We start from the raw sequence: 15,775 nt of genomic DNA, 5'->3' as shown, positions 1-15,775 counted from the left end.
GGCCCGGCGCTATCGTCGGGATCATGCGCGGACGCAGCGGCGACGCAGGAAGCCGGCGCCGGTGAGCGGCACGCCACCGGACGCGGGCGCCGCGTCGGCGTGGGCCGGGAGCGGCGCGATGGCGCTGTCGGGCCGCCCGGACGGCCCGCCGCTACTGCCGCCCGGACGGGCCGCGGCCGTGGCCCGGGATCTGGCCGAGCGGTTCGCCTCGTCCACGGGCGCTCCGCGCCTGGACGGGGCGCGGCTGCTGGCCGAGCGCGCCGCGTTCACCGGCCATGGCCGGCGCGGACGGATGTCGCCGGGCGGCGCGAGCCGGCTGCTCCCCACCACGGACGGCTGGGCCGCGGTATCCTGCGCCCGCCCCGACGACCCGGCGCTCCTCGGCGCGCTCGCCAGTACCGACATCGGCGACGATCCGTGGCCGGCGGTCGCGTCGTGGCTCCGCGAGCACACCGGCGCCGACCTCGCCGAGCGCGCCGAGCTCCTCGGCATCGCCGCCGGACTAGTGCGCACGCCCGCGCCGCCCGCGCGCGTCCCGGTCCCGGCGTCGCCCCGCCCGGTGAAGGACGCGCTGGTCGTCGACTTCAGCGCGCTGTGGGCGGGGCCGCTCTGCGCGCATCTCCTCGGCCTGGCCGGAGCACGCGTCGTCAAGGTCGAGACGCCTACCCGACCGGACGGGGCGCGGCACGGCGACCCCGGCTTCTACCGGCTCCTGCACGCGGGCCACAGCTCCGTCGTGCTGGACCCGGCGACCGCGACGGGCCGCCGGGCGATGGCGGCGCTGGTGGACGCGGCGGACATCGTCATCGAGGCGTCCCGCCCGCGCGCCCTTGCCCGGTTCGGGCTGGACGCGGGCGCCGCGGTCGCCGCCGGGACGACCTGGGTCTCGATCACCGCGAACGGCCGCGCGTCCGAGCGCATCGGCTTCGGCGACGACGTGGCGGCGGGCGCCGGGCTGGTCTGCCGCGATCCGGACCTGTCTCCCGTGTTCTGCGGCGACGCCGTCGCCGACCCGCTGACGGGGCTCACCGCGGCCGTACTGGCGGCCACCGCGCCGCCGGGGCGCGGCGTCCTCTGGGACGTGTCGATGACCGACGTCGTCGCGGCGACCCTCGATCCGGGCCCGCCGGTGCCCAGCGTGCCGGCGCTCCGCCGCGGCGACGGGTGGGCCGTCGAGACCGGGGGCGGTCTCGTCCCGGTCTCGTCCCCGGTCCGCCGCGAGCCGGACGGTGACGCGTCGGCCTCGGGCGCCGACACCGCCGAAGTGCTGCGCAAACTCGGGATCCCCGTCCCATGAGGCCATGGACGCGACCGTGAGCGGGCTGCTGTTCCGCGACGCCGAGATCGGCGGACGCAGGCGAGCGCACGTCCGCGTCGTGGGCCAGCGGATCACCGAGGTCGGCCCCGACCTGACGCCCACCACGGCGGATGAGGTCGTCGAGTGCCGCAGTGGCGCGCTGCTCCCGGGTCTGTGGGATCACCACGTGCATCTGCACGCCATGTGGGCGTGGAGGCGGTCCGTCCTGTGCGGGCCGCCGGAGGTCGAAGGCCGGGACGCCTTAGCGGTGGCGCTGCGGGCGGCGGCACACGATGAGAACGGGTGGGTGCGCGGCGTCGGCTACACCGAGAGCGTCGCCGGGGACCTGGACGCGGCGCGCCTCGACGCGCTGCGCGCCGACGCTCCCGTCCGGGTCCAGCACCGCAGCGGCGCGCTGTGGATGCTCAACTCCGCCGCGGCACGCGCCGCGGGCCTGGCCGCCGGAAGCCACCCCGGCATCGAACGCGACTCGGACGGCGTCCTCACCGGACGGCTGTGGCGCGCCGACGACTGGCTTCGTACCCGCGTGCCAGCCGGACCGCCCGCCGATCTGAGCGCCGTCGGAGCCGAACTGGCCCGGTACGGGATCACCGGCGTCACCGACGCCACGCCCGATCTCACCGCCGCCGGGATCGCCGGGTTCGAGCAGGGTGCGCTTCCCCAGCGCGTGCATCTGCTCGGGGTGCCCCTCGACGCGCCGTCCCCCCGCCATCCGCGGGTGTCCACCGGGCCCTACAAGATCGTCTTGGCCGACTCGGGCCTTCCCTCGCTAGACGACCTGACCGGCCGCATCGCGGACGCCCGTGCGGCTGGGCGCGCCGTGGCCGTGCACTGCGTCACCCGCGAGGCGCTGCTGCTCCTCCTCGCGGCGCTCGGCGGGGCCGGGGTCCGCGACGGCGACCGCATCGAGCACGCCGCGCTCGTTCCGGCCGAGACCGTCGGCGAGCTGGCCCGGCTCGGCCTGCGCGTCGTGACGCAGCCCGGCTTCATCGCCGACCGGGGCGACGACTACCTGCGCGACGTCCCGGCGAGCGACCACGGCGACCTGTACCGCTGCCGCAGGCTGGCCGACGCGGGCGTGCCGGTCGCGCTGTCGAGCGACGCGCCCTACGGGCCGCTCGACCCGTGGGCGGTCATCCGTGCCGCCGCGCAGCGCCGCACCCGGTCCGGGGCGGTGGTGGCCGGTGGCGAGGCGATCCCGGCCCGCGCCGCCCTCCGCTCGTACCTGACGCCGCCCGGCGATCCCGGCGGGCGCGTCCGGAGTGTCCGCCCGGGGGCCGCCGCCGACCTGGTCCTGCTCCACGTCCCGCTCGCCGAGGCACTGCGCCGCCCAGACGCGACTGCCGTCCGGAGCACCGTCGTCGCCGGCCGCCTCATCGGGGGCCGGCGAGACGGGGCGTCCTAGCCGCCCTGTTCCTCCGCCTGCCTGGCGGGGCGCCAGAAGGCGGCCAGCAGGAGGGCGGCGCCGACGCCCCCGGCGAGGGCGGCGACAGCGAGGCCCGTCCAGCCGGAGAGGTCGTCGTCGACCCCGATGGCGCGGTCGAGGGACACGGCGCCGCCGCCGAGCGCCCCGATCCCGCACGCCACCATGATGATCATGACGACGTACTCGTAGCCCTGGCCGGGCCGGAAGATGAAGAAGCCGTTGCGCAGGTGGGCCGTGATGAGCGCGACCGCCATAGTGCCGACCGCCCCGGCGGCGGCGAGCGGGGTGAGGAGGCCGAGCAGCAGCAAGGCGCCGGCGCCGAGTTCCGTACCGGTCGCCGCCAGCGCGTGCAGCCGGCCCGGGCGGAGCCCCATGGACTCGAACCAGCCCGCCGTGCCCTCGATCCTGCCGCCGCCGAACGCGTGGTTCCAGCCGTGCGCGATCAGGGTGCCGCCGACGGACACCCGCAGGACGAGTGAGGCGATGTCGGCGGCGGCCGCGTCTGCTGCCATGCGGGGGATTCCTTTCGTCGGCGCCGGCGCGGACGGGAGGGCCGGCGCTGGGTGGGGGTGACACCTTCGCTCAGGGGACGCCTTCTTCTCAGGAGGCGCCTCTGCTCAGGGGACGATGGTCGCGAACGCCTTGCGTTCCAGGAACTCGTCCAGGCCGGGAACGCCCATCTCGCGGCCGATCCCCGACTGCTTGAAGCCGCCGAAGGGGACGTCCGGCGCGAAGTAGTTGCCGCCGTTGATGCTGAGCGTGCCGGTGCGGATCCGCCGGGCCACGGCGATGGCGCGTGCCTCGCTGGCACTGTGCACCGCTCCGGAGAGGCCGTAGGCGGAGTTGTTGGCGATGCGGACGGCGTCGTCATCGTCGTCGTAGGGGATGACCGCCAGGACGGGCCCGAACACCTCTTCCTGCGCGATCTCGCGGTCGGGATCCACACCGCTCAGCAAGGTCGGGGTGTAGAAGAACCCGGGGTCGACCTTCTCGCCGCCAGTCACGAGCTTGGCGCCTCCCTCCACGGCCCGCCGCACCATCCCGTCCACCTTCTCCCGCTGCCGCTCGCTGATCAACGGCCCCATGTAGGTGTTCGGATCGCGCGGGTCCCCGTAGCGGATCCCGGCGAGCTGGGCGGCGACCCGCTCCACCATCGCGTCGTGCTGGTCACGCCGCACCAGCAACCGGGACGTGATCGCGCATCCCTGGCCGGCGTGCGAGCAGATGGTGAACGCCGCCGCCATCGCGGTCAGGTCGAGGTCGGCGTCGTCGAGAACGACCATCGCGGACTTACCGCCGAGTTCGAGGAAGACCCGCTTCACGGTCCCGCTCGCCGCCGCCATGATCTTGCGGCCGGTCGCGGTGGACCCGGTGAACGTGACGACGTCCACGTCCGGATGGGTGGTCATGACCTCGCCGGCCTCCGCCCCCGCGGAGGTGAGGACGTTCACCACGCCGGCCGGGATGTCCGTATGATCGGCGATCAGCTCGGCCAGCGCCAGCGTCACCAGCGGCGTGTCCGGCGCGCCCTTCAACACGACCGTGCACCCGGCGGCCAGCGCCGGCGCCAGCTTGGCGAGGGCGAGCTGGTTCGGGTAGTTGTACGCGGTGATCGCGGCGACGACGCCCGCCGCCTCCTTCTCCACCCAGCGGCGGTTCCGCCGCCCCCTGACCTCGTTCTCGCCGAGGTCCTCGGTGAAGGAGTGCTCGCGCAGGAGTCCCGCGTAGTAGCGGACGATCTCCAGCGGCTCGTCCAGCCCGGCGCCGTGGGTGACGATGCGGGGCGACCCGGTGTCGGCGATCGTCAGCTCCCGCAGCTCCTCCTTGTGCTCCACCAGCACTTTGTAGAGCTGCTCGAGACACCGGACGCGGAGATCGACGTCGGTGGCCCAGGTCGTGGTGTCGAAGGCGCGGCGGGCCGCGGCGACGGCGGCCTCGGCGTCGGCGGGCGCGGCGTCCGGAGCGTGCCCGATGACCTTCCCGGTGGCCGGGTTGAGCGACGGGTACGTCCGCTCGGCCTCCACCAGGCGCCCGCCGATCAGCAGGCGCCTCGTCCCGTTCGCGTGAGCGGCGGATCCCGCCGCCACCGGTCCCGCGTCGCGCTGGGTCCTCATGCCGTCTCCTCCACGTCGAAAACATCATTCTCTCTGAGAGAGAACGTCTACTTCAAGCCTTCGCGGCCAGGTGCATGGGAGGCGGCCCCACCTCCGTCAGATCCGGCCGCATGCCATGGCCGCCGACGTCCGGACCTACCGGGCACCTCAAGATGAGAGTATTGTTCTCGCAATTGAAAAGTAAGTTCTACCAACTGGGATCGCCCGCCGCCTCAGAGAGGACGACGTCGTGAGCGTGGACGACGAGGCCCGCAAGAAGAACCGCTACGAGTTCGACCGGCACACCCCGGAGTACCGCCGGCAGTTCACCTCGATCACCCGTGAGATGCAGGAGAAGTGCCCGATCGCCTGGTCGGACACCTACGACGGGCACTGGGTGGCCGCCGGCGCCGCGGAGGTGTTCGAGCTCGCCCGGTCCGCCGACAAGCTGTCGAACGACCACGACGTGAAGGGCGAGCGCCGCGGCTACAAGGGCATCACCATCCCCGCGCCGAACCCGGCGCCGCCGGTCCGCGGCGGCTTCCTGGAGATGGACCCGCCCGAGCAGCGCCACTACCGGCAGGCGCTGAACCCCTACCTGTCCCCCGCCGCCGTGAGCCGCTGGATCCCGTTCGTCGACGAGGTGGTGCGCGCCTGCCTGGACGAGCGATCCGAGAGCGGCACCATCGACTTCGTCGACGACCTGGCCAATATCGTGCCCGCCGTCCTCACCCTGGCGATGCTCGGCGTGCCGGTGAAGAGGTGGGAGCTGTACAGCGAGCCGACGCACGCCGCCGTCTACACGCCGCCGAACTCGCCGGAGATGGCCCGGGTGCGCGAGCAGCAGACCGCCTGCTTCTCCGACCTGTTCCGCGAGATGGGCGCCATCCGGGAGAACCCGCGCCCCGGCATGATCGACGCGCTGCTGCGCGCCGAGATCAACGGCGGGAAGCCGGACGACCTGGAGCTGCTCGGCGTCCTCGCGCTGGTCATCGGCGGCGGCTTCGACACGACGACCGCGCTGACCGCGCACGCGCTGGAATGGCTGTCGGAGCACCCGGACGAGCGGGAGCGGCTGTCGCGCGAGCGCGACACCCTGCTGGACCCGGCCACCGAGGAGTTCCTGCGCTACTTCACCCCCGCTCCCGGGGACGCCCGCACGTTCTCCGAGGACTGCGAGATCGCCGGCACGCGCTTCAAGGAGGGCGAGCGCGTCTGGCTGTCCTGGGCCATGGCCAACCGGGACCCGTCGGTGTTCGCCGACCCCGACCGGATCGATCTCGAGCGCTCCGGCAACCGGCACCACGCGTTCGGCCTCGGCATCCACCGGTGCATCGGCTCGAACGTCGCGCGCACCGTGTTCAAGCGCATGGTCGCCCAGGTGCTGGACCGCATGCCCGGCTACCGCTGCGACCCGGAGGGCACCGTCCACTACGAGACCATCGGCGTCATCCAGGGCATGCGCCACCTGCCCGCGACGTTCGAGCCGCACCCGCCGCTCGGCCCCGGCCTCGACGAGACCCTCGACATCCTGCAGAAGGCCTGCGACGAGCAGCGCCTCGCCGAGCCCGTCACGCGGCGCAAGGCCGCCGCGAAGATCACCCGCTGAGCGCTCCGGAAAGCGGACGGGCCCGGTCGGCGGACCGGGCCCGTACGCTCGCGGCGGCGGTGCCGTGGCGGGCTCTAGGCGGGCGCCACCATCCCGAACGTCTTGATCTCCAGGAAGTCCTCCAGGCCGGAGACGCCCTTCTCGCGGCCGATGCCCGACTGCTTGAAGCCGCCGAACGGCGTGTCGGAGAAGAAGTAGTTGCCGCCGTTCACGCTGTAGGTCCCGGTGCGGATGCGCCGCGCGATCGAGAGGCACCGCTCGTCGTCGGCGCCGTACACCGCCCCGGAGAGGCCGTAGGCGGAGTTGTTGGCGATGCGGACGGCGTCGTCCTCGCCGTCGAAGCCGAAGACCTCCTCCTGCGCGATCTCGCTGTCGGGATCCACACCGCTCAGCAAGGTCGGGGTGTAGAAGAACCCCGGATCGACCTTCTCTCCGCCGGTCACCAGCTTCGCGCCCTCCTCCACGGCGCGCCGCACCATCCCGTCCACCTTCGCCCGCTGCCGCTCGCTGATCAACGGCCCCATGTAGGTCTTCGGATCGCGCGGGTCCCCGTAGGCGACCTTGCCGAGGTAGCGGGCGACGCGCTCGACGACCTCGTCATGCCGGGCGCGCGGCACCAGCAGGCGGGAGTTCAGCGCGCAGGCCTGGCCGGCGTGCAGGCAGATGCCGAACGCGGCGTTCATGGACACGGCGCGCAGGTCGGCGTCGTCCAGCATGATCAGCGCGGACTTGCCGCCCAGTTCCAGCCGGACCCGCTTGATCGTGCCGCCGGCCGCGGACAGGATGGTGCGGCCGGTCGCCGACGAGCCGGTGAAGCTGACGACGTCCACCTCCGGATGCGTGGTGAGCGCCGCGCCGACCTCGACCCGCGACGACGTGAGGACGTTGACCACGCCGGCCGGGATGTCGGTGTGCTCGGCGAGCAGCCGGCCCAGCGCCAGCGTCACCAGCGGCGTCTCCGGCGCGCCCTTCAGCACCACCGTGCAGCCCGCCGCCAGCGCGGGCGCCAGCTTCACCAGTGCCAGCTGGACGGGGAAGTTGTACGGGGTGATCGCGGCGACGACCCCGGCGGCCTCCTTCTCCACCCAGCGGTGGTGCCGCTGCCCCTGGTACTCGGCGTAGCCGAGGTCCTCGGTCAGCGGATGGTCGCGCAGCAGGGCCGCGTAGTAGCGGACGAGGTCCAGGGGTTCGTCGAGCTGGGCGCCGTGCGTCAGCATGCGCGGCGCGCCCGCCTCGGCGATGAGCAGGTCGCGCAGCTCCTCCCGGTGCTCGACGAGGGCGCGGTGGAACTGCTCCAGGCACCGGACGCGCAGGTCCCGGTCGGTGGCCCAGCCCGTCTCGTCGAACGCCCGGCGGGCCGCCGCCACGGCGCGCCCGGCGTCGGCGACCGTGGCGTCCGGGGCCTCGCCGAGGACCTCGCCGGTCGCGGGATCGGACGAGCCGAACGTCCGCTCCGCCTCCTCGAGCCGCCCGTCGATGAGCAGCCGGGCCGCTCCGCCGTCCCGGATCGGCATCCCGTTCCCCTCTCCCTGTGGAAATATCATTCTCATCAGACGGTATCTTATGTACCGTCTAGAGAGAAGCTGGTAGTACTCCAGCGCCGGCGGCACCCCGCGCCGGCGCACGCGGCACGGGCGAGAAAGGCACGAGTGAAGCAGCGATGAGCGAGGAGAACGCGAGCGCGCGGCGCACGGCGGTCGTCACCGGCGGCGGCTCGGGCATCGGGCGGGCCATCGTCCACCGGCTGGCCGAGGACGGCTTCGCCACGGCGGTCCTGGACCTCGACTCCGACGCCGCCGAGCTGGTCGCCGGGGAGGTGCGGGAGAAGGGCCACGAGGCGTCCGCATTCGGGGGCGTGGACGTGTCGGACCGCGCGCAGGTGGACGCGGCCGTCCGGCGGATCCGCGACGCGCACGGCCCGGTGAGCGTGCTCGTCAACAACGCGGGACTGACCGGCTTCAAGAAGTTCCTGCACATCACCGACGAGGTCTGGGACCGGATCATCGCGGTGAACCTCAACGGGCCCTTCTACTGCACGCAGGCGGTCGTGCCGGACATGGTCGCCGCCGGCTGGGGCCGGATCGTGAACATCTCCTCCTCCAGCGCGCAGTCGGGGCAGCAGTTCATGACGCACTACGTCGCCTCGAAGGCCGGCCTCATCGGCTTCACCAAGGCGCTCGCGCTGGAGCTCGGGCCGGAGGGGATCACCGTCAACACGATCCCGCCCGGCTTCGTCGACACCCCGATGCTCCGCGCCTCGGAGGAGAAGGGGCTGCTCGGCGGCACCGTCGACCAGCACGCCGGCCGCACGCCGGTGGGGCGCCCGGGGCGCCCCGAGGACATCGCCGCCGCGTGCGCCTTCCTGGTGTCGGAGGAGGCGGGCTACATCACCGGCCAGGTGATCGGCGTCAACGGCGGCCGCAACACCTGAACGGACGCGGCCCGCCGCGGGCGGGCCGGCGGGGCAGGATTTGATAACATCCTTCTCAGCATTGAGAATCGCGCTGTCAAGGTGGCATGAGGAAAGGACGCCGGTCAGTGAAGGATCTCGAGGCCCTCGACTTCTTCCGCGACGACGCGCTCGTCGCGGACCCCTATCCGTACTTCGAGGCCCTGCGCGGCAAATGCCCCGTCCAGCGCGAGCCGCACCACGGCGTGATGATGGTGACGGGGTACGACGAGGCGCTCCAGGTGTACAACGACACCGACACGTTCTCCTCGTGCGTCTCGGTGACCGGCCCCTTCCCGGGGTTCCCCGTCCCGCTGGAGGGCGACGACGTCAGCGAGCTGATCGAGCGGCACCGCGACGAGCTGCCGCTGAGCGACCAGCTCCCCACGCTCGACCCGCCCCTGCACACCGCGCACCGCGCGCTGCTCATGCGGCTGATCACGCCGAAGCGCCTCAAGGAGAACGAGGCGTCCATGTGGCGGCTCGCCGACCGCGTGCTCGACGACTTCCTCGCCGGCGGCGAGGGCGACGCGATCGACGACTTCGCGGGCCCGTTCACCCTGCTGGTCATCGCCGACCTGCTCGGCATGCCCGAGCAGGACCGCGACGAGTTCGCCCGGACGCTGCGGAGCACGTCCGGCGGCGGCATCGGCGGCACCGGCGAGGAGACCCTCGCGCACAGCCCGCTGGAGTTCCTGTACGAGCGCTTCGTCCCCTACATCGAGGACCGCCGCCGCGAACCCCGCGATGACGTGCTCACCGGCCTGGCCACCGCCACGTTCCCCGACGGGTCGGTGCCCGACGTCGAGGACGTGGTCCGGGTCGCCGCGAACGTCTTCGCGGCCGGCCAGGAGACCACCGTCCGGCTGCTCGGCGCGGCGCTCAAGCAGATCGCCGAGGACCCCGCCCTCCAGCGGACGCTGCGCTCCGAGCGGGACCGCATCTCCAACTTCGTCGAGGAGACGCTCCGGGTCGAGAGCCCGATCAAGGGCGACTTCCGGCTGGCCCGCGTGCCGACCACGGTCGGCGGCGTCGACGTCCCCGCGGGCACGATCCTCATGCTGGTGAACGCGGCCGCGAACCGGGACCCGCGCCACTTCGACGACCCGGCGGCGTTCGACCCCGCCCGCAAGAACGCCCGCCGGCACATCGCGTTCGGGCGCGGCGCCCACACCTGCCCCGGCGCACCCCTCGCCCGCGCCGAGGCGCGCGTGGGCATCGAGCGGCTCCTCGACCGGACGGGCGACATCCGGATCTCCGAGCGCTGGCACGGCCCGGCGGGCGACCGCCGCTTCCGGTACGTCCCGACCCACATCCTGCGGGGCCTGACGCACCTCACCCTGGAGTTCACCCCGGCCGGGGACGAGGCTCGATGAAGATCACGATCGATGAGGACCGCTGCCGCGGGCACGGGATCTGCTGCACGCTCTGCCCCGAGGTCTTCGACCTCAACGACGACGGGTTCTCCGAGGTGCTGACGCCGGAGGTGCCGGCCGAGCACCAGGCGACGGTGCGCGTCGCCATCGCGCAATGCCCCGAGAGGGCGATCGCCGAAGCATGACGCGTCGGGCCGGGCGGCCCGCACGGGACGCCCGGCCCGATCGCCGTTCCGGCGGCCGTGTCAGGGGCCGCCGGTCTCCAGCACGCCGTCCAGCACGGCGTCCAGCGCGCCGATGGCGCCGTCCAGGGCGCCGAGGTCGCCGCCGAGCTCGGCCGCGACCGACCGCACGACGTCGACGTCCTTGGCGAGGAACCCGCTCACCGCCCGCGCGAACGCCGCGACGGAGCCCCTGCCCGCGACCCCCGCCAGCGCCCGGCTCGCGCTGCTCGCATGCGGCAGCGCGCCGAGGAGCGCGGCCTCGTCCAGCCCCAGCCGGCCGCCGAGCCGGACGGCCTCGGCGATCAGCCCGATCTGCGCGGCGAACAGGGCGTTGTTCACCAGCTTCACGCTCTGCCCGGCACCCAGCGGCCCGGCATGGACGACCGGGTCCCCGTAGGCGCGCAGCGCCGGCCGCGCCTTCGCCACGTCGCCGGCTGCCCCGCCCGCGAACAGCGTCAGCCGGCCGGCCGCGATGTCGTGCGGGCCGCCGCTGACCGGGCAGTCGACGACCCCGACGCCGCCGGGCGCGGCACGCTCGGCGACGGCCCTGGCCGTCCCGGGGCTGCCGGTGGTGTGCAGGACGGCGACGGACCCTTCCGGCATCCGAGCGAGCAGGTCACCGCGGAGGCAGACGTCCCGGACCTGGCCGTCGTCGAAGACGCACACGATCACGGCGTCCGCTCCCTCCGCGGCGTCGGCGGCGCCGGCGACGGCCCGCGCCCCCGCTGCTTCGAGCGCGGTGCGCGCGCCGGCCGAGCGTCCCAGCACCCGGACCTCGTGGCCCGCGCCGACGAGCCGTTCCACCATTGGGCGTCCCATCCGCCCCGCGCCGACGAACCCGATGCGCATGCCTGCCTCCTCGCCGCTCCCCGGCCCCGCCGAGCGCCGCGGCCGGCCGTCGGCGACATTGACCGTCTCCAGTTGAGAGATTAGCATTCTCCAAACAGAGAATAGGAGTCTCGCATGGGCATCCCACCCCTCGGCCGGCGGTCCTCGTGAAGCACCGCGTGGTCCAGTGGGCCACCGGGAACATCGGCACCCGCGCCCTCCGCGGCGTCATCGAGCACCCGGACCTGGACCTGGCGGGCGTGTACGTCCACTCGCCGGACAAGGCCGGGAAGGACGCCGGCGAGCTGTGCGGCCTCGCCCCCACCGGAGTCGCCGCCACGCACGACGCCGCCGAGATCGCGGCGCTCGGCGCCGACTGCGTGCTCTACATGCCGCGCTCCCTCGACGTCGGCGAGGTGTGCCGGCTGCTGGAATCGGGCGCCAACGTCGTCACCACGCGCGGCGAGTTCCACCACCCCGGCAGCGTCCCGCCCGAGGTCCGCGAGCGGGTGGAGGCCGCCTGCGAGCGCGGCGGCACCTCGATCCACAGCACCGGGAGCAGCCCCGGCTTCATCAGCGAGGCCGTCCCGCTGACGCTCGCGTCCATCCAGCGGCGCCTCGACGGCCTGACGATCAGCGAGTACGCGGACCTCTCCCGGCGCGACTCGCCCGGCCTGCTGTTCGACGTGATGGGCTTCGGCAAGCCGCCCGCGGCGTTCGACGAGCGGCGGCTGTCCCATGGACGGGTCAGCTTCGGCCCTTCACTGCGGCTGGTCGCCGACGCGCTGTCGATGCCCCTCGATGCGCTGGAGGCGGCCGGGGAGGTCGCCACCGCCCGGCGCACCATCCGCATCGCCGCCGGCGAGCTGGAGGCGGGCACGGTCGCCGCGCAGCGGATCACGGTCTCCGGCATCCGCGGCGGCCGGGCGGTGCTGCGCTTCCGCGCCGTCTGGTACTGCACCACCGAGCTGGACCCGGCCTGGGACGTCCGCACGACGGGCTGGCACGTCGCGGTCGACGGCGACGCCCCGCTCGACATCGACATGCGGTTCCCCGTGCCCATCGAGCGGATGGCGGCCGTGTCCCCCGCCTACACCGCCAACCGGGCCGTGAACGCGGTGCCGGCCGTCTGCGCGGCGGCGCCGGGGATCCGCACGACGGTCGACCTGCCGCACATCCTCGCCGTCCTCGGCTGATCCGGCCTCACGCGCCGACCGGCTCGTCCCGGCGGAAGAACTCGGTCGTCCCCGCCGCGTCGGGGGGGACGGCCGCGGCCGCCATCGCCTGGGCCTTGAAGGCGCGCGCGGCGACGCTGAGCCGGTGCGGCAGCCACTCCCCCTCGCCCGTGGGGCCCGCCGTCTCCTCCACGGGACCGGTGCCGTCCCAGAGCGTGATCTCCACCGTCTCGTCCCGGGCCCTCGTCACCATCCGCCGGACCCGCGGGTCCGATCCGTACAGGCCGCCGCAGACCGCGATGGCCCGCGGGCGCGGGCCCCGGACGGGCGAGGAGAGGGCGCAGTGCAGGTCGGCGGGGCGGGCGCCGAGGATGCGCAGCGGGCGGGGGTCGGCGTGGTCGGCGGTGAGGACGGTGACGTCCCACCCGGCCGCGACGCGGTCGAACAGCCAGCCGCCCGCGCAGCGGACCGCGTCGGCCATGCTCGGCGCGACGACGAGGAGGCGGCTTCTCAGGGGGAGCCGGGGGGCGCAGCGAGCTGCCGGGCGAGCGAGTCGGTGTACTCCCTGAAGACCTCGGTCAGCGGAATCGAAGGGTCGAGCAGCCATGATGCCTCTATCCCGTTGAGAAAGGCGGCGATCTCCACGGCCTTGACGGCCGGATCCAGGTCGGTGCGGTACCGGCCGGAGCGCTGGCCTCGCCTGATGGTCTCGGCGATGGTCTCCACCGCGGCCCGGTGCCGGCCGAGGAACCGGTCGTGCAGCGGGGCGGCGGGGTCCAGGTTCTCCATCTGGAGGACCGCGAACATGCCGATCAGGTCCGGGGTCTCCTCGAAGCGCCGGGGGACCTGGCGCAACTGCGCGACGATGTCGTCCGACGTCCGGTCGGCCCTGGCGTCGTCGTGGGCGTCCCGGACGTCGAGCGCCGCGTTCAGCAGGTGCTCCTTGGACTCGAAGTGGTGCAGCAGGCCCGCGGGGCTGACCCCGGCCTCCCGGGCGATCTGGCCGAGCGTGATGCCGCGCCACCCGTAGGTGCGCAGCAGCCGCTGCGCCACCGCCAGGATGAGCTGCCTGCGGTCCTCGCCCTTGGCGAGGAGCGCGGCGTACGGCCGCTGATCGGTCACCGGACCCCCTCCGCAAAACCTACTGAAGGTACATTAGGTTGGTTGACCGCGTGTGACAAGGGTCACTCATCGGTAACCTGCGAGCCCGCCGCGCCGTCTCCCGCCCCTTGCTCTCCCGCCCCGCCGGGCGGGCTACTCGCCCGTCCAGACCGGGGGCCTGCGCTCGGCGAACGCGCGGGCGCCCTCCGCCGCGTCGGCGCTGCCGAAGACCTTCCCGACCTCCTCGGGGTCGGCCCACCGGCGCTCGCGCATCAGCCGCTTGGTCATGGCGACCCCGAGCGGGCCGTTCGCGGCGATCCGGGCGGCCAGCGCCAGCGCCTCCGCCCGCACCCGGTCCGCCGGGACGACCCGGTTCACCAGCCCGATCTCCCGGGCACGGGCGGCGGTGACCGGGTCGCCGGTCAGGCCCATCTCCAGGGCGACGGCCATCGGCACCCGGCCGGACAGGGTCGTCCCGCCGCCCGCCGCGAACAGGCCCCGCTTCACCTCGGCGAGCCCGAGCTCGGCCTCCTCGGCGGCGACGACGAGGTCGCAGGCCAGCAGCAGCTCGAAGCCGCCGGCGAGCGCGGGGCCGTTCAGCGCCGCGACGACCGGGGTGGCGACGCCCTCGCGGAAGAACCAGACCAGGCCGGTGAAGTCGCCGCCCGCCGTGAAGGCCTTCAGGTCGAGGCCGGCGCAGAAGACCGGCCCCGCGCCCGTCAGGACGATCGCCCGGACGTCCCGGTCGGCGTCGGCGGCGCGCAGCACCGCCGACAGCTCGTCCATCAGCGCGGGGTTGAGGGCGTTGCGGACCTCCGGCCGGTTCAGCGTCACCACCAGGACGCCGCCGTCGCGCTCGGTCAGGACGAGATCGCTCATTCCGCCGCCGCCGCCGTCGCCGCGCGCGCCCGGGACCGGTAGGCCTCCAGCTTCTCCTCCGGCGCGATCAGCCGGGTGCTGCGCGACTGGATGGAGATGTCGTGGCCTTCGGCGGCCTTGCGCAGCGCGCCGACGGTGGCCTGCTCGCGCGGGACGTGGGTGAAGGGGTCGAAGTGGTACCAGCGCATCGCGTTCTGGTGGGTCATCTTGTTGATGTCGTCGTCGGGCACGTCGCAGCGCTCCAGCACGTCGTGGAGTTCTTCGGGGGCGCCGGGCCACATCGAGTCGCTGTGCGGGTAGTCGGCCTCCCAGCAGATGTTGTCGATGCCGATGTCGTGCCGCAGCCGCACCCCGAGCGGGTCGCTGATGAAGCAGGTCAGGAAGTGCTCGCGGAACACCTCGCTGGGCAGCTTGCCGCCGAAGTCCTGCAGCGTCCAGGTGGCGTGCATCTCGAACGTCCGGTCGACCCGCTCCATGAAGTAGGGGATCCAGCCGGTGCCGCCCTCCGACAACGCGATCTTGATGTCGGGGTACTGCTTGATGACGCGGGACCACAGCAGGTCGGCGGCGGCCTGCACGATGTTCATCGGCTGCAGCGTGATCATCACGTCCGGCGGGGAGTCGACCGCGGGGATCGACAGACGGCCCGAGGAGCCGATGTGCACGTTCAGGATCGTGCCGGTGTCCACCAGGGCCTGCCACAGCGGGTCCCAGTGGTCGCTGTGGAAGCTGGGGTAGCCCATCGCGGCCGGGTTCTCGCTGAAGGTCAGCGAATGGCAGCCCTTGGCCGCCACCCGGCGGACCTCGTCGGCGCACAGCTGCGGGTCCCAGATCACCGGCAGCGCCATCGGGATGAACCGGCCCGGGTGCGCCCCGCACCACTCATCGATGTGCCAGTCGTTGTACGCCCGCACCAGGGCGAGGGAGAAGTCGGAGTCCTCGGTGGCGAACAACCGCGCCGCGAACCCGGGGAAGGACGGGAAGTTCATCGACGCCAGGATCCCGCCCGCGTTCATGTCCTTGACCCGCTCGTTCACGTCGTAACAGCCGGGCCGGATCTCGTCCAGGCCCTGCGGTTCGAGGCCGTACTCCTCCTTCGGCCGCCCGGCGACGGCGTTGAGCGCGGCGTTCGGGATGACGGTGTCGCGGAACTTCCAGACGTCGCTGCCGTCCTCGCGGTGGACGAGCCGGGGCGCGTCGTCCTGGTACTTCTTCGGCAGGTGGTTCACGAACATGTCGGGCGGTTCGATGATGTGGTCGTCGACGCTGATGAGGATCATGTCGTCGCGCTTCATGG

General features: G+C 73.5%; 15 protein-coding genes. 7 read left to right on the top strand and 8 right to left on the bottom strand.

Annotated elements, in window-relative coordinates; translation table 11 throughout:
* Positions 1-61 precede the first annotated feature (61 nt).
* On the top strand, positions 62-1,297 hold the full coding sequence (locus ABT299_RS29530; protein ID WP_500252706.1) for a CoA transferase: 1,236 nt from the start codon (positions 62-64) through the stop codon (positions 1,295-1,297).
* 4 nt (positions 1,298-1,301) lie between these two features.
* A complete protein-coding gene (locus ABT299_RS29525; protein ID WP_500252705.1) occupies positions 1,302-2,723 on the top strand; it encodes an amidohydrolase family protein in 1,422 nt (473 codons plus the stop codon).
* Here the strand turns inward: ABT299_RS29525 and ABT299_RS29520 are convergent.
* Together ABT299_RS29520 and ABT299_RS29515 are read right to left on the bottom strand one after the other, a co-directional pair.
* Entirely contained in the window at positions 2,720-3,256 is a 537-nt protein-coding gene (locus ABT299_RS29520) for a DoxX family protein (RefSeq protein ID WP_500252704.1), read from the bottom strand. The two genes, ABT299_RS29525 and ABT299_RS29520, sit on opposite strands and share 4 nt — an antisense overlap.
* A gap of 105 nt (positions 3,257-3,361) precedes the next feature.
* Positions 3,362-4,858, bottom strand: coding sequence for an aldehyde dehydrogenase family protein (locus ABT299_RS29515; protein WP_500252703.1), 1,497 nt, complete (start codon positions 4,856-4,858; stop codon positions 3,362-3,364).
* 229 nt (positions 4,859-5,087) lie between these two features.
* On the opposite strand from ABT299_RS29515, the gene ABT299_RS29510 reads away from it, so the two are divergent.
* Positions 5,088-6,446 carry a cytochrome P450 gene (locus ABT299_RS29510; RefSeq protein WP_360744029.1) on the top strand — a complete coding sequence of 453 codons (1,359 nt, stop codon included), beginning with the start codon at positions 5,088-5,090 and terminating at the stop codon, positions 6,444-6,446.
* Between the two features lie 74 nt (positions 6,447-6,520).
* Here the strand turns inward: ABT299_RS29510 and ABT299_RS29505 are convergent, their stop codons facing one another.
* On the bottom strand, positions 6,521-7,960 hold the full coding sequence (locus ABT299_RS29505; RefSeq protein ID WP_500252702.1) for an aldehyde dehydrogenase family protein: 1,440 nt from the start codon (positions 7,958-7,960) through the stop codon (positions 6,521-6,523).
* A 146-nt stretch (positions 7,961-8,106) separates the two neighbouring features.
* On the opposite strand from ABT299_RS29505, the gene ABT299_RS29500 reads away from it, so the two are divergent.
* The 3 genes from ABT299_RS29500 (at position 8,107) to ABT299_RS29490 (ending at position 10,456) form a co-directional block, all read left to right on the top strand.
* A complete protein-coding gene (locus ABT299_RS29500; protein WP_500252701.1) occupies positions 8,107-8,877 on the top strand; it encodes an SDR family NAD(P)-dependent oxidoreductase in 771 nt (256 codons plus the stop codon).
* 107 nt (positions 8,878-8,984) lie between these two features.
* A complete protein-coding gene (locus ABT299_RS29495; protein ID WP_500252700.1) occupies positions 8,985-10,271 on the top strand; it encodes a cytochrome P450 in 1,287 nt (428 codons plus the stop codon).
* A complete protein-coding gene (locus ABT299_RS29490) occupies positions 10,268-10,456 on the top strand; it encodes a ferredoxin (protein WP_360744017.1) in 189 nt (62 codons plus the stop codon). Before ABT299_RS29495 ends, ABT299_RS29490 begins: the two co-directional genes overlap by 4 nt.
* A gap of 60 nt (positions 10,457-10,516) precedes the next feature.
* Here the strand turns inward: ABT299_RS29490 and ABT299_RS29485 are convergent, their stop codons facing one another.
* Positions 10,517-11,431: an NAD(P)-dependent oxidoreductase gene (locus ABT299_RS29485; RefSeq protein WP_500252699.1), complete on the bottom strand. Its 915-nt coding sequence runs from the start codon at positions 11,429-11,431 to the stop codon at positions 10,517-10,519.
* Between the two features lie 59 nt (positions 11,432-11,490).
* Here ABT299_RS29485 and ABT299_RS29480 point away from each other — a divergent pair, with 59 nt between their 5' ends.
* The gene (locus ABT299_RS29480) at positions 11,491-12,519 is read left to right on the top strand and encodes an NAD(P)H-dependent amine dehydrogenase family protein (protein WP_500252698.1); all 1,029 of its coding nucleotides are present in this window, start codon (positions 11,491-11,493) and stop codon (positions 12,517-12,519) included.
* A gap of 7 nt (positions 12,520-12,526) precedes the next feature.
* Here the strand turns inward: ABT299_RS29480 and ABT299_RS29475 are convergent, their stop codons facing one another.
* From ABT299_RS29475 to ABT299_RS29460, 4 genes are all read right to left on the bottom strand, one after another.
* Positions 12,527-12,979, bottom strand: a complete 453-nt coding sequence (locus ABT299_RS29475) for a hypothetical protein (protein WP_500252697.1) — start codon at positions 12,977-12,979, stop codon at positions 12,527-12,529.
* Between the two features lie 29 nt (positions 12,980-13,008).
* Entirely contained in the window at positions 13,009-13,620 is a 612-nt protein-coding gene (locus ABT299_RS29470; protein WP_151541900.1) for a TetR/AcrR family transcriptional regulator, read from the bottom strand.
* A 132-nt stretch (positions 13,621-13,752) separates the two neighbouring features.
* Positions 13,753-14,478 carry an enoyl-CoA hydratase-related protein gene (locus ABT299_RS29465; protein ID WP_500252696.1) on the bottom strand — a complete coding sequence of 242 codons (726 nt, stop codon included), beginning with the start codon at positions 14,476-14,478 and terminating at the stop codon, positions 13,753-13,755.
* On the bottom strand, positions 14,475-15,773 hold the full coding sequence (locus tag ABT299_RS29460; RefSeq protein WP_500252695.1) for an amidohydrolase family protein: 1,299 nt from the start codon (positions 15,771-15,773) through the stop codon (positions 14,475-14,477). The genes ABT299_RS29465 and ABT299_RS29460 overlap by 4 nt, the downstream gene beginning before the upstream one ends.
* Between the last annotated feature and the right edge of the window lie 2 nt (positions 15,774-15,775).

It is taken from the genome of Spirillospora sp. NPDC000708 (assembly GCF_040299565.1).
In the GTDB taxonomy this organism is placed as follows: domain Bacteria; phylum Actinomycetota; class Actinomycetes; order Streptosporangiales; family Streptosporangiaceae; genus Spirillospora.
This window is presented reverse-complemented; position numbering and strand designations above follow the sequence as displayed.

What these genes read in the sequence shown, in the direction of transcription:
- ABT299_RS29525 (WP_500252705.1), top strand. Translation starts at nt 1,302, where the DNA reads ATGGACGCGACCGTGAGCGGGCTGCTGTTCCGCGACGCCGAGATCGGC.
- ABT299_RS29520 (WP_500252704.1), bottom strand. Translation starts at nt 3,256, where the DNA reads ATGGCAGCAGACGCGGCCGCCGCCGACATCGCCTCACTCGTCCTGCGG.
- ABT299_RS29515 (WP_500252703.1), bottom strand. Translation starts at nt 4,858, where the DNA reads ATGAGGACCCAGCGCGACGCGGGACCGGTGGCGGCGGGATCCGCCGCT.
- ABT299_RS29505 (WP_500252702.1), bottom strand. Translation starts at nt 7,960, where the DNA reads ATGCCGATCCGGGACGGCGGAGCGGCCCGGCTGCTCATCGACGGGCGG.
- ABT299_RS29500 (WP_500252701.1), top strand. Translation starts at nt 8,107, where the DNA reads ATGAGCGAGGAGAACGCGAGCGCGCGGCGCACGGCGGTCGTCACCGGC.
- ABT299_RS29490 (WP_360744017.1), top strand. Translation starts at nt 10,268, where the DNA reads ATGAAGATCACGATCGATGAGGACCGCTGCCGCGGGCACGGGATCTGC.
- ABT299_RS29485 (WP_500252699.1), bottom strand. Translation starts at nt 11,431, where the DNA reads ATGCTAATCTCTCAACTGGAGACGGTCAATGTCGCCGACGGCCGGCCG.
- ABT299_RS29475 (WP_500252697.1), bottom strand. Translation starts at nt 12,979, where the DNA reads ATGGCCGACGCGGTCCGCTGCGCGGGCGGCTGGCTGTTCGACCGCGTC.
- ABT299_RS29465 (WP_500252696.1), bottom strand. Translation starts at nt 14,478, where the DNA reads ATGAGCGATCTCGTCCTGACCGAGCGCGACGGCGGCGTCCTGGTGGTG.
- ABT299_RS29460 (WP_500252695.1), bottom strand. Translation starts at nt 15,773, where the DNA reads ATGAAGCGCGACGACATGATCCTCATCAGCGTCGACGACCACATCATC.